Annotated in this window: 14 protein-coding genes; 6 read left to right on the top strand and 8 right to left on the bottom strand. The window is 65.4% G+C overall.

The annotated features are described in order from the left end of the window. Window positions 1-4: 4 nt before the first annotated feature. On the bottom strand, window positions 5-616 hold the full coding sequence (locus XH83_RS22915; RefSeq protein WP_194402994.1) for a PilZ domain-containing protein: 612 nt from the start codon (window positions 614-616) through the stop codon (window positions 5-7). Between the two features lie 138 nt (window positions 617-754). After that, window positions 755-1,945, bottom strand: a complete 1,191-nt coding sequence (locus tag XH83_RS22910; protein WP_194408373.1) for an MFS transporter — start codon at window positions 1,943-1,945, stop codon at window positions 755-757. Between the two features lie 257 nt (window positions 1,946-2,202). On the opposite strand from XH83_RS22910, the gene XH83_RS22905 reads away from it, so the two are divergent. From XH83_RS22905 to XH83_RS22895, 3 genes are all read left to right on the top strand, one after another. After that, window positions 2,203-3,354, top strand: a complete 1,152-nt coding sequence (locus XH83_RS22905; RefSeq protein ID WP_194402993.1) for a zinc-binding dehydrogenase — start codon at window positions 2,203-2,205, stop codon at window positions 3,352-3,354. Between the two features lie 145 nt (window positions 3,355-3,499). Then, on the top strand, window positions 3,500-3,922 hold the full coding sequence (locus XH83_RS22900; protein WP_194402992.1) for a VOC family protein: 423 nt from the start codon (window positions 3,500-3,502) through the stop codon (window positions 3,920-3,922). 102 nt (window positions 3,923-4,024) lie between these two features. Continuing rightward, on the top strand, window positions 4,025-4,537 hold the full coding sequence (locus XH83_RS22895; RefSeq protein ID WP_194402991.1) for a hypothetical protein: 513 nt from the start codon (window positions 4,025-4,027) through the stop codon (window positions 4,535-4,537). A gap of 22 nt (window positions 4,538-4,559) precedes the next feature. On the opposite strand, the gene XH83_RS22890 is transcribed toward XH83_RS22895, so the two are convergent. Beyond that, window positions 4,560-4,913 carry a cupin domain-containing protein gene (locus XH83_RS22890; protein ID WP_194402990.1) on the bottom strand — a complete coding sequence of 118 codons (354 nt, stop codon included), beginning with the start codon at window positions 4,911-4,913 and terminating at the stop codon, window positions 4,560-4,562. A 117-nt stretch (window positions 4,914-5,030) separates the two neighbouring features. Further along, the gene (locus XH83_RS22885) at window positions 5,031-5,771 is read right to left on the bottom strand and encodes a metallophosphoesterase (protein WP_194402989.1); all 741 of its coding nucleotides are present in this window, start codon (window positions 5,769-5,771) and stop codon (window positions 5,031-5,033) included. 266 nt (window positions 5,772-6,037) lie between these two features. Between XH83_RS22885 and XH83_RS22880 the strand changes: the two genes are divergently transcribed. Continuing rightward, on the top strand, window positions 6,038-7,984 hold the full coding sequence (locus XH83_RS22880) for a DEAD/DEAH box helicase (protein WP_194402988.1): 1,947 nt from the start codon (window positions 6,038-6,040) through the stop codon (window positions 7,982-7,984). Between the two features lie 78 nt (window positions 7,985-8,062). On the opposite strand, the gene XH83_RS22875 is transcribed toward XH83_RS22880, so the two are convergent. Both XH83_RS22875 and XH83_RS22870 read right to left on the bottom strand, forming a co-directional pair. Further along, a complete protein-coding gene (locus XH83_RS22875) occupies window positions 8,063-8,374 on the bottom strand; it encodes a hypothetical protein (RefSeq protein WP_194402987.1) in 312 nt (103 codons plus the stop codon). Window positions 8,375-8,500: 126 nt separating this feature from the next. After that, complete coding sequence (locus tag XH83_RS22870) at window positions 8,501-9,007, bottom strand: GNAT family N-acetyltransferase (RefSeq protein ID WP_194402986.1); 507 nt, start codon at window positions 9,005-9,007, stop codon at window positions 8,501-8,503. A 146-nt stretch (window positions 9,008-9,153) separates the two neighbouring features. Between XH83_RS22870 and XH83_RS22865 the strand changes: the two genes are divergently transcribed. Further along, on the top strand, window positions 9,154-9,540 hold the full coding sequence (locus XH83_RS22865) for a hypothetical protein (RefSeq protein WP_194402985.1): 387 nt from the start codon (window positions 9,154-9,156) through the stop codon (window positions 9,538-9,540). 53 nt (window positions 9,541-9,593) lie between these two features. Here XH83_RS22865 and XH83_RS22860 read toward each other — a convergent pair whose 3' ends face one another. Beyond that, window positions 9,594-10,727: a DJ-1/PfpI family protein gene (locus XH83_RS22860; protein WP_194402984.1), complete on the bottom strand. Its 1,134-nt coding sequence runs from the start codon at window positions 10,725-10,727 to the stop codon at window positions 9,594-9,596. A gap of 109 nt (window positions 10,728-10,836) precedes the next feature. Further along, a complete protein-coding gene (locus XH83_RS22855) occupies window positions 10,837-11,391 on the bottom strand; it encodes a PAS domain-containing protein (RefSeq protein ID WP_194402983.1) in 555 nt (184 codons plus the stop codon). Between the two features lie 449 nt (window positions 11,392-11,840). On the opposite strand from XH83_RS22855, the gene XH83_RS22850 reads away from it, so the two are divergent. Continuing rightward, the gene (locus XH83_RS22850; RefSeq protein WP_371746118.1) at window positions 11,841-12,671 is read left to right on the top strand and encodes a rhomboid family intramembrane serine protease; all 831 of its coding nucleotides are present in this window, start codon (window positions 11,841-11,843) and stop codon (window positions 12,669-12,671) included. The last annotated feature ends 32 nt before the right edge of the window (window positions 12,672-12,703 follow it).

The raw sequence follows: 12,703 nt of genomic DNA, 5'->3' as shown, positions 1-12,703 counted from the left end.
CGCTTTACCGCGCGGTAACGCTCTCTTCGAGTGTCTCGATAGGCTGCGCGTGCAAGAACTCCAGCGCGAAGCCGTCTTCGAGGTTTCGGACCACGCGGCCCTGGACCCGGCCGAGCAGGACCGTCGATTTCAGCGGCGGGCGGTTCTCCGCGGCGATGGCGGCGCCCGACAGCGAAAGGTCGATGATGCGGCAGGTCATCTTGGTGCCGTCCTCGAGCGTCAGCACCGCGATCGGGTTGCGCGGCACGATACGGTCGTGACGGCGGTCCTCCGGCAGGTTGAGGATGTCGCGGTTGGCGAGCCAGGTCAGCTGGGCCGCGAGCTTGTCGCGCTTGCGGGGCGTTGCACCGATCGTCATGGCGAAGCCGTTGTCGATGATGCGGGTGATCTTGCCCTCGACGCGGCCGATATGGTCGAGATAGGCGACCACGCGGTCGCCGACATTGCCGATGCCGGGGGCGAGCAGCGCCAGCCCGCCGGGCGACATGTTGATCACCTGGCAGGGGAATTCCCGGCGGTCGGGCAGCATGTAGCGGCCGAGCAGGTGCACTTTCACCCGCTGGAAGCGCCGACGCTCCTCGGCGGCCGGAAGAAATTTTTTGTTCGCCAACGCCATTTTCAACACCCGACCCCCCGCCCGGGCGGAGTCCGGGACGACCCTAAGGTGCATAGGGTTAATGCCGCGTTAGGATTGGGTGCGGCGGCAACGGACAGACACAATGCGTTCGAAAAGCCACACACCCGAAAGGCCCGCTCAGGCCGGCTTCGTCGCCCGCCACTGCAGCAGGGCCAGCAGCGCCAGCAGCACCGCAGCCGACAGCCCGAGCGACCAGTGGATTCCGATCGCCGCGCCTGATACCCCGACGGTGATGCCGCTGAAGGCGCGCATGCCGAGGCCGGCCATGTTGTAGAGGCCGACGACGCGGCCGCGAATGTCGTGCGGCGCGTTCAGCTGCACCAGCGCCTGCGCCATGGTGTTGAACGAGAGCTCGAAGAAGCCGGCACAGAACAAGAGCGCGATCGCGATCGGATAGACCGGCACCAACGCAAAGCCGAGCAGCGCCACGCTCCAGAGCATCGCGAGCAGGATCGCGGTGCGCGGCGTGCCTCTCAGCCGTCCCCAGGATTCCAGAGCGATGCCGGCAAGCAGCGCGCCGGCCGCGTCCGCCGCGAGCAGCACGCTGTAGGAGACGCCGGGATCGCCATGGCCGAGATCGCCGGCGTAGCCCGGCATCTGGGCATGGTAGGCATTGCCGATCATGAAGGAGGTGAGGCCGGCAAGCCACGTCATCGCCGTCAGCACCGGCTGGGTGCCGATGGCGCGGATGGTCAGCACGATGTCGGCAAGGCCGCGCACGGCAAAGCGCCGCGCCGCGACGCTCTTGTCGCGCACGGGTGCCCAGAACAGCCAGAGCAGCATCGGCAAATAGAACAGCGTGTTGAAGATGATGCCGTGCGAGGTGCCGAGCGTCAGCATAATCACGCCGCCGACGGCAGGTCCGACCAGGATGCCGAGATAGCGCGCCATCGCGTTCAGCCGCACCGCGCTCGGCAGGTCCGCAGGTCCCACGAGGTCGTAGAGCAGGAGCTGGTTCGGTGTCTGCCACAACACGCCGGCGCAGCCATGGATCACCAGCAGCAGCATTGCGTGCCACATCTCGATCGTGTCGGTGATGAAAAAGAAGCCCCAGCCGGCGGAGGCCGTGATGAACAGCAGCATGCCGCACTGGATGATGCGCCGTGGATCGACGCGGTCAGCGAGCCCGCCGACCGCGACCGAGAACAAGAGGAACGGCAGCCAGTGCGACAGCACGGCAAATCCCCCCAGCGTCGGCGAATGGAATTTCTGGAACACCACCCAATAGCTGATCACATGCTCGATATTGTCGGCCATCATCGCCAGCACGTAGGCGATGAACTGGAGCCGATACGGCACCGACTTCATCGCCGCGAACGAGCCGGACACGGCGATGGGATTTTGGGGCAAGGGGTTCAAGGGGCGCTGCCTGGAAGGGATGCTTGCGGCCTTACACGTTCAGTGCTGAACGCTCAAGACACTTGGATTGGATAGTCGCCATGCACCGCTGCCGCACGCTCCATGCGGCTACGAGACTTCGGCTTGGCACGGCTGCGCATCTCACATACGTTTCGCCTTACGCCCGCACCAACCAATCATAACAGACGGGCAATGGGGAAACTGCCATGCAACAGATCCGCGTCTGCACCCACGCCGGTCCCGGCTCGGAGCCCGTGATCAAGACCGTGCCGTGGCCCAAGGTCGGCCGCAAGGCGGCGCTGATCAAGGTCGGCGCGTGCGGTGTCTGCGGCACCGATTTGCATATCCTCAAAGGCCACTGGCCGAAGCCGTTGCCCTGGCCATTCACGCTCGGTCACGAGCTCGGCGGCGTCATCGTCGAATGCGGCGACGAGTTCACCGAGGACTTCATGAGCAAGCCGCTCAAGGTCGGCTCGAAGGTGATGATCCCGCCCTTGATGCCGTGCGGCCATTGCTATTACTGCATCCACTATCCCCAGACGGCCAACAAGTGTCTGACGCCGGTCTATTACGGCCGCTATCTCGGCTTCGACAAGGCGCCGCACATGTGGGGCGGCTGGGCCGAATATGTCTATGTCGATCTCGAGATGCTGCCGGGCACCAAGATCTACAAGCTGCCCGACGACATGTCGCTGCGCTTGGGGGCACTGTCCGAGCCGCTGACCTCCTGCATCCGCGCCTTCAACCGTGCCAGCCGCGCCGGCGGATTCAGCTGGGGCGATACGGTGGTGATCCAGGGCTCGGGGCCGATCGGCATTCTCGCGGTCGCGGCGGCCAGGGAGATGGGGGCAGGGCGCGTCATATGCGTCGGCGCCCCGGAGGAGCCGCGGCTCAAGCTCGCCCGCGAGTTCGGCGCGGAGGCGACCGTGAATATCGAGGAGCTGAAGTCGCCCCAGGAGCGCATCGCGCGCGTCCGCGAGATTGTCGGCGGCTTCGGCGCCGATCTCGTGATGGATTGCTCGGGCCATCCGACCGCCGGCCCCGAAGGCATCGAGATGCTGCGCGACGGCGGCACCTATGTCGAGATGGGCCAGTTCACCGACGCCGGTTCGATCGAGACCTCCTGGCACCGCATCTGCACCAAGGACCTCAACGTGCTGGGCTCCTGGGGTTTCACTGGCAACGACCTGCCGCTCGGCGTCGACATGCTCTATCGGACGCGAGAGAAATATCCATGGCTGAAGATGCAGACGATCTATCCGTTCACGGAGGAGGGCGTCGCGCAGGCCGTGAAGGACGCGATGGCGATGAAGACGGTGAAGTCGACCATCGTGCCATGGCCTGAGCTGGTGGACTAGAAGATGCCGTCCGTCCCGCACGATCTCGCGGCGTTATCTCGGGCTTCGTAGCCCGGATGGAGCGCAGCGCAATCCGGGACCGCCGCTCCCGCATTCCGCTTTGCTCCATGCGGGCTACGAACCGGAGTTTGGAATAAGGGCCACGATGACAAACGAACAAACACCAGCCCAGCGCAACCGCTCCTCCTTCCACGCCATCCGCGCGATCGACTACACCGTCATCTTCGTACGCGACATGGCCGCGATGCGGCGGTTCTATGAGGACGTGCTCGCCTTCCCGCTACTTCGTGAGTTGTCGCCGAACTGGATCGAGTACGGCCTCGGCCGCAACACGCTGGCGCTGGCTCGGCCGAGCCGCACGGCCGCTGATGCGCCGACGCCGGCGGGCAGCGCCTCGCTGCAACTGGCGTTCAAGGTGTCGGCCACGGAGGTCGACCAATGCGCCGATGAACTCGTGCGGCATGGTGTGGCGTTGGTGTCGCCGCCGACGAACCAGTCCTTCGGCCACCGCACGCTGTTCTTCCGCGACCCCGACGGCAATCTGCTGGAGGTCTATGCGGAGATCTGAGCGCGGCGAATGGCCAAAAGTTCCATCTGATTTTCCGGGACTATCAGCATCGAGGTGAAACTTAGGCCCAGGTTCCGGCTTTCACTTCGCGGGAGAGATGCCGTGAAGCGAATCCTGAAACCGGTCACTTACGTCCTGGCTGCGATCTACTTCCTGGTGGACGCGGTCTTCATGGCCGTGGCGGGGCCGATCGCGCGCTGGATCGGGCGGCACGTCCAGTTCAGGCGTTTGCGCGCCTGGATCAGGTCCCTGCGGCCTTATCCGTCGCTGGCTCTGTTCTCCGTGCCCGTCATTATGCTCGAGCCGGTCAAGCCAGTTGCTGCGTACCTCACCGCAACCGGTCAGGTCCTGAGCGGTGCGGTGACGTTCATTGTCGGCGAATTGCTCAAGCTGGTGCTGGTCGAGCGCCTGTTTCATCTCACGCGCGACAAGCTGATGCGAATTCCCGCCTTTGCCTGGGCCTACGGAAAATACGCCGCGGCGAAGGCGTGGCTGCAGGCAACAGAAGCCTGGCGCGCCGTCCGAGCGCTGGCCCGTGCGGTCAAGGACAGTGTTGCGCGCGCAAAAGCCAGGCTGGCCGCTAGCTTCAGCCGGCCGGCAACCTCCAGGGACTAGGCCGCGTCCGGGCGCGCGGCCGCTAGACGAGCTTGCGCGCCGCGGCTGTCGCCTTGTCGCCTGTGTTCGGCGTGCCGGTCGGCTCGATCAGCATGAGGTGAGCCTCCTCGCGCGCCACTGGCCGATGCTCGACACCTTTGGGAACGACATAGAGCTCGCCCGGGCCGAGCGTCACCGTGCGGTCGCGTAACTCGATATCGAGCTTGCCTTTCAGGACGAGAAAGAAATCGTCGGTGTCGTCGTGCTTGTGCCAGGTGAACTCGCCCTTCACTTTCACCACCATCACGTCACAATCGTTGAAGGTCGTGATCGTGCGCGGCGACCAGTGCTCCTGAAAAGTCGCGAGCTTGTCGGCAAGTGATATGCTGTCGGTCATGTTTCCTCTTGATGTCTCTTGATGCACGATTTGAGCTCGCGTCGCAGGCGCGACAAGAGCGTCGTTCGGCGGCGATCTTTCCGGCCGATGTGGTCTCCGATATCTCGCCCCAGCCGGCTATTTGACATACCCGGTCAACATCGCCTGCGCCCAGTCCGGACGGTTGTTTGCGAGTGCACGTGCCGACGCAGCTTCCCAATCATATTCGAGTGCCAGCAGTTCGACCTGCCAGCCCCGCTTCTTCCTTGTGAGTATCGCGTAGCGGGCGTGAGGTGAGCGATATTCCAGGTTTGCGGCAAACGGAATGTCGCCGAAGACCGGACAGCCGACGCTCCCCGGATTGAGAACGAGACGCTCGCCGGGACCCTGTACGACCGCCTGGCGATGGCTATGGCCACACAGCACTGCGCGGGCCGCCGGCTCGCTCGCGAGACGCGTGGCCAGCACCTCGCGGCGTGCCGGCACGTAGCGGCCGTCGTCGAGCGATTCCTCCAGCAGGCAGGTCGTGTCGTTATCTGGCGTGCCGTGGCAGGCCAGAATTCCGTCGTCCAGCCACAGTTGGGAGGGCAGGCTGTGGAGCATCCGACGCTGCTCCGCGGTCAATGCATTGCGCGCGAAGAGACCTGCCGGCGAGAGCTTGTCGTCCGGAAATTCCTCGATCCAACGGTCATGGTTTCCGCGCACCGTCGGCAACGACAGCTGTTGCAGGGCCTGGAAAGTCTCTTTCGGCCACAGCGGGCTGGTAACGCAATCGCCAAGGTTCACCGTGCGATCGGCGCCGCGCGCCTTGATGTCCGCGAGCACGGCCTCCAACGCAACAAGGTTGCCGTGGATATCGGAAATGACTGCCAATCGCATCGTTGCGCTCCACCCGCTATTTCGCCTGAACCCAACTCAGTCACCGGATATGTTTAGCATCGTCGGATAGGGTGTCCGCTGCAACCCTCAGGCGCGGTTCTCCTTGCGAAGCCATGCAACATAGGCATGGTGATTTCCGCGCGCTTGGCGTAAAGAGCGGCCAGATCAAATCGCCAGCGTGCGGCCGGGCCGATTGCCGCGCACGCCAGCCTCAGGCCTCTCGGCTCATTGTCGCCGCGCCTGAATTAACCAAGGTTCTCCATCCCGTGTCTTTTCCGGCCCTGACCCCGCCGCTCGCCCGAGCTTTGGCCGAGCGGAACTATGATTCTCCGACCCCCGTTCAGCTCGCCGTGCTGGCGGAGGAAGCCGCCAATCGCGACCTCCTGGTTTCGGCCCAGACCGGCTCCGGCAAAACCCTCGCTTATGGCCTCGCCATGGCCAGGGATCTGCTCGGCGATGCCGAGCAGTTTGCCGCCGCGGCCGCACCGCTCGCCCTGATCGTAGCGCCGACCCGCGAGCTTGCCATGCAGGTCCAGCGCGAGCTTGCCTGGCTCTATGGGCATACGGGCGGACGCGTCGTCTCCTGCGTCGGTGGCATGGATCCGCGTCGCGAGCAGCGCGAGCTTGCCGCCGGCGCCCATATTGTCGTCGGCACGCCCGGCCGGCTCTGCGACCATTTGCGCCGCGGCCGTCTCGATATCTCCGAATTGAAGGCGGTCGTCCTCGACGAGGCCGACGAGATGCTCAATCTCGGCTTCCGCGAGGACATGGAATTCATCCTCGAGACCACGCCGGAGACGCGTCGCACCTTGCTGTTCTCGGCGACCTTCCCGCGCGGCATCGTCGCGCTGGCCAAGCAATATCAGCGGCAGGCATTCCGGATCGAGGTCGCCGGCGATGAAGGCGGTCACGCCGATATCGAGTATCGCGCGATCCGGATCGCGCCCGCCGATGCCGAGCATGCCGTCGTCAACGTGCTGCGCTTCTTCGAGGCGCCGAGCGCGCTGGTGTTTTGCAGCACGCGCGATCATGTCAGGCATTTGCAGGCAGCACTGCTGGAGCGCGGCTTTTCCGTCGTCGCTCTCTCGGGCGAATTGACCCAGAACGAGCGCACCCTGGCGCTGCAGTCGCTGCGCGATGGCCGCGCCCGCGTCTGCGTTGCGACCGACGTCGCCGCTCGCGGCATCGATCTGCCGAGCCTCGACCTCGTCATTCACGCCGACCTGCCCAACGACGCCGAGGTGATGCAGCATCGCTCGGGCCGCACCGGTCGCGCGGGCCGCAAGGGGACGAGCGTCCTGCTGGTGCCGCCGGCGCGACGGCGGCGCGCCGAGCTGCTGCTCAATCTCGCAGGGGTGGACGCGGCCTGGGGCACGGCGCCGCAGGCGGACGAGATCCGCAAGCTCGATCACGAGCGCATGAAGGACGTGCTGTTCACCGAGGAGACGACCCCCGACGACCAGGCTCTGGCGCAGGCCTTGCTGGCCGAGCGCTCGGCCGAGGACATCGCCGCCGCACTGGCGCGGCTCTATCGCGCACGGCTGCCGTCGCCCGAGGACATCATCGATCCCGGCGAGCGCAGCGGCCGGCCGCGCGACGATCGCGGCCGCGACAGGTTTGAAGGCGGCGACGATCGCGCCGCCAAGCCGCGATCAAAGTCCGGAAAGGCGTCCTCGAAACACGCCATGGCGGAGGGCAGCGTCTGGTTCCGCGCCGCGATCGGACGGCGCAAGAATGCGGAAGCGCGCTGGCTGCTGCCGATGATCTGCCGCCGCGGCGGCATCGACAAGCGCGACATCGGCGCCATCAAGATCATGGACACCACCACCGAGTTCGAGATTTCCGTGCGGGCCGCCGAATCCTTTGCCGCCAAGATCAAGCGTCCGGACAAGGAAGACAGCATCCGCATCGAGCCGATGACGGAGGCGCCGCAGCGACAAGAGGCTGCGGAAGAGCGGTCCCACGCGCCTCGGCGCGAGGGCCGCGACAGCGATCATCGTGAACGTCGCGACGATCGTCCGCGCGACAAGGGTGAATTCAAGCCACGCAGCAAGCCTCACGGCGAGCGCGGGCCGAAATTCGACGATGCTCCGTCTTTCGCTCAGAAAAAGAAGCACAAGAACAAGCCGGGTCGCGCAGAGCCTTCGGTCACACCGTGGCCTGCGCAGGGCGCGCCTGGAAAGAAAGCGAAGAAGAAAAAGCATCGCGGCTAAGCCGCCGCCGCTCAGAACGAACGGAAATGATGCCGCCGGATTGCACCGGCGGCATCATCTGAAAGGTCAGGTGTGTGCTCAGCGGCCGCCGCCACCGCCGCCGCCACCACCTCCGCCACCGCCACCTCCGCCGCCGCCGGCATCACGCATGGACGAGCTGTAGCGGGGATCGGTCTGCTTCATGTAAGTCGGCGAGGTATCGTTGGCGAGACGAGCGACGGGGCGGCGTGCGCGGCCCGGGGTCGTCGACTCCGTGACGATGCCACAGCTTTCGAAGAAGCCGAACTGGCAGCCGTCGGTTCGGTGGGGCGCCGCGTTGGCGCTGGTCGTTGCGAACGCGCTCGTCGCAACGCATGCAATCAAAGCAACTTTCGACAGGGTGAGCTTCATGGATGTTCTCCAGCCTCGGTTTGGCGAGACCGGAACGGCTCGCACACACCTTCGACGGGGCCTGATCTGATCCGGTTCGAGGGCGCCGGTTCACGCCCGCGTGAGCTGGCCGGCCGGGCAGGGACCCTACGCCGCGGCGAGGTCGCGCAGCATATACGTCGCGCCTTCGCCATAGGATGCGAGCTTTGCGCGCAGTGCGGCGTCCACGGCGACGGGCCGAAAGCCGAGACGCTGCCACATCGGCCGCGTGGCGTAGACCGAGACCAGCGCGAGCGTTGCGATGCGTGATGCGCGCGCGAGTTGCTCGATATCGGCGATATAGGCGCGCAGAACGCCGCCGCGAAACTCGGGCATCACGGCGACGTCGTGGACATAGAGACAGTCCGCGTCTTCGGGCAGGCGTTCGAGCAAGCGGTCGAGCGGCGGGATCTGATGCAGCTTCCAGGGATGCGCGAGGCCGTAGCCGGCGATCTCGTCGTCGGCAATGAGCACGCGGCAGCCATCGGGATAGAGCCGCATCTTCTCGTCGATGACTTCTGGCCTTTCAGGAAGACCAGGATGAACCCGTGCCGCGATGGCGCTGATCGCGGGCAGGTCGGATGCGTGGGCGGGACGCCAATGCGGCTTGCTCATGTCTTTCCGTCGTTCCGTCTCGGTTGGTTCAGTTTATTCCGCTGCCTTGATGCGCGCAGCGAAAAATATCCTGGCCGCCATCTCAGGAATATCAGGCCACGCGCGGCGTCCTACCCATGCAAGCCAATTGCATGACAGGAGAACTCATGACGTCTTCGATCCGCCTCGCGCTCGCGCTCGCAATGTCGCTCGCGATCGTTCCCACAGCCTTCGCCGCGCCGCCGACCAAGACCGGCAAGACCGAGAAGGGCAACGTGCTCACCGATGCCAAAGGCATGACGCTCTACACTTTCGACAAGGACATGGACGGCAAGTCCGCCTGCAACGGTCCATGCGCGACGAACTGGCCGGTGCTGAAGGCCGAGGCGAGCGACGCTGCCGGCGACGGCTACACCATCATCACCCGCGACGACGGCTCGAAGCAATGGGCCTACAAGGGCAAGCCGCTCTACACCTTCGCCAAGGACCAGAAGCCCGGCGATGTCACCGGCGACGGCTTTCTGAACGGCGCCTGGCATCTGGCGATGCCGTAACGGCCTTTACGCAGACACAGTGCATCGGCGACAGCCGGTGCGCTGCCGTGTCGTCATCGTGGATATTCCAGCTGCATCGCGACGAAGTCAGCCGTGCGCGGCCCGTAGCGTGCATCGATGGCGCGCAACGTCTGGTCCAATGCTTGCGCCGGCGGCAGGTCGGCGGTAGCCGGCGGCATCTGCCTTGCCGGCCAGCCGGCCGTGACCTCGTCGGGCAGGATGTGCAGACCGCCGCGGCTCGTCTGCGGCTCCGCCGTGCCTGCGACGGTAAGGGCCCGCGAGCGATAGGTGCGCGACCACGCATCGGCCACGAGCGCGAGCGAGACTTCGTCGATGCCTGATGTCAGTGCGATTCCGAGCTGCTCGCGATTCCAGAATGCCAGCGTGTTGGCGATCGCCGTCAGCGCGAAGGGGCGGGTGAACTGGAACGCCTCGCTGCGGTGGCGCGCATCCCAATGCGCAAGACCGATCTCGCGGGCGACCGCCTCCGCCTTGGCGCGGCCGGCGATGGCCTCAACCAGGGTCAGCGCCATCGGCATGGATGCGGTGATGCCGGTCGTCGTCGCAACGCCGCGGTCGACCACCAGCCTGCGATCCGCGACATAGCGGATCGCGGAATGCTTCTGCAGATCGCGCACGGAATACCAGTGCGTAGTGGCCTGCCGGCCGTCGAGCAGCCCGCTGTTGGCGACGACCTTGGCACCGACGCAGACGCCAATGATGATCGCGCCCTTGCCGGCCTGGCTCCTGATCCACTGCAAGACGACGGCATCGTCCTCGTGGCTCATCGCGGGCACAATGACGTAATCGGCGCCGTCGGGATGCGCAGCGTCGAACTCGGCGATGGTCGCATGCGGCTGCACTTTCAGCGCGGGATAGAGCGTGACGGGTCCGGGCCGGGTCGCCAATGTCTGCACCTCGGCGACGTCGGCGCGCGCGAGAATGCCGTAGGGCATCAGATAGTCGGTGGTCTCGCTCATGTCGTTGATGCCGACGATGGCGATCTGCGGGCGTTTACGCTTTGGCGGCCGCAGCGCCGCAAGCGTTGCCACGGTCTCGTCCTGGGATATCGCGGACGTGGTTCCCTGAGCCGGCGTGCCAGGCAGCATGAGTAGCCAGATCCCGCCCAACGCTGCAAGCAGCGCCACGCAGCCGACGCCGCTCAACGCCAGAATGCGCCATGTCATGCTCTCGTCACCCTTGTTGCTTCACGCGAGGCGGAAGCTAGTCGCTCCGAGCGACATCAGGAATGACGCAGATCCGGCAAAAACGGCCATCCGCACGCGGGACGAAAGGCTATCGCAGTCCCTCGTACACCATCAGCCCACGTGCGATCTGCAATTTCCGGATCGCGCGCGGCAGCAATTTCTCCGGCTGGTGCAGATAGCGCCAGGAGGTGAGGGTGAAGGTGGACAGCGCGCCGCATTCGTCGTCGAACGGCGCGAGCACACCCGTCACGCTCACCGGCGTATGCGGGCGGGCGTTGAAGGGCAGCAGCAACAGCTCGATATAGGCTTTGCTGCCGTCCTCGCGCACGGCCGTGACGCCGGCGATCGCGCCTAGCGCCTCGTCGGCGACGATGGTCGTGATCTCCTCGATCTCGCTGCGGCTTTCCTCGTCGAACAGGGCCGCGAAGCTCTGGTCCTTGAGGTCACGCCCCGCCAGTGCGCAGACGCGTGTGCCGGCGACGCGGAACGGGAACCCGAGCTTCGGCTCGCAGGAGAGTACGAAAATGTCGCCGAGCAGGCCGCGGACCGCGGCCGGATCGATGTCGGCCCGGTCGGGGGCCCGTGCGGCGCCACGCTTTTCGTCCCAATACGCGAAGAACGCGCGGCTCGACGGATGTTTCATGTCTGAACGCTTACCCCGGGCCGCAACCTCCAGGGGACAAACCTGTCCCGCTTCAGTGCAGCCACGATCCCTTGTTTGTTGTGCAGGAGGGGATTTGCAGCGTCCATGCCGTGGCGGCGTTTTCGGCTCAGTTAAGCCGGTCTTTGCGTCGTTAACGTTAAGTTAACTATGCGCTTTGCCCCTCGCGCCGCGCTGCTATGGTGATCGCGGTTATCTCCGCCGGTTTCTCCAGGTTCTCGGCGGGGTCTGTACACAGGGCGTCAAACAGTTTGGCCACGGGCCGGGGAGGGGTGGGGATTCACCTTCATTCCCTGGGGCACCGGAAGGCCGACACGGATAGGCAGGGCTTCCCAGGGCCCTGCCTTTTCCTTTTGTGCACTTGCGCAAGGCTGGCAAAGGCGACTATCTGCAAGGGGATCGCTCCGATCGCGCCTGAAAGCGAAGCTGCCTTGGATTCCCCGCCGCACGATTCGTCGCAAGATCCTCAGCCCGGCCTGCCGGCGGTCCAGGTGGTTCATGAGGAGGCTCCGCGCGAGCCGATCCTGACGCTGCCGTTCGCGCTGACGGCCTATATCCTGCTGCTGGCGGTGATCCATCTGCGGGTGCTGCTGCCGCCGGAACTCGAGAACTGGACCATCGACGTCTTCGGCTTCATCCCGAAGCGCTACGATTCCTCGCTGCTCAATCTGCAGATCCCCGGCGGCACCGGGGCCAAGGTCTGGAGCTTCGTCACCTATTCGCTGCTGCACGCCAACCTGACCCATCTCGGCTTCAACGTGCTGTGGCTGTTGCCGTTCGGCAGCGCGCTGGCGCGGCGCTTCGGCGCCGTCAGGTTCTTCCTGTTTCTAGCGGTGACGGCGGCGGCCGGCGCGCTCGCCCATCTCGTCACCCATGAGCATGCGGTGGCGCCGATGATCGGGGCCTCGGCCTCGGTGTCCGGCGCGATGGCCGCCGCCATCCGCTTCGCGTTCGTCCGCGGCAGTTTCCTGTCGTTCAACCGTTCGGACGCGGATACCGCGGCAAGGGTTCCGGCGCTGCCGCTGTCGCGCGCGCTGCGCGACGGACGGGTGGTCGGTTTCCTCGCGGTGTGGTTCGGTGTCAACATCATCTTCGGCGTCGGCGCGATCGGCATCGATTCCGAAACCACGAGCGTCGCCTGGCAGGCGCATATCGGCGGCTTCTTCGCCGGCCTGTTGCTGTTCACCCTGTTCGATCCCGTGCCGCGCGCGCGAAACGATGCTGCGGATGCGTCATCACAGGACGTTTCAGACCGTATTTGAAGCGGCGCTTGCGGCGCGGCCCGAATTCATCC

Origin of the sequence: Bradyrhizobium sp. CCBAU 53351 (assembly GCF_015291745.1) — a bacterium.
GTDB lineage: Bacteria > Pseudomonadota > Alphaproteobacteria > Rhizobiales > Xanthobacteraceae > Bradyrhizobium.
This window is presented reverse-complemented; position numbering and strand designations above follow the sequence as displayed.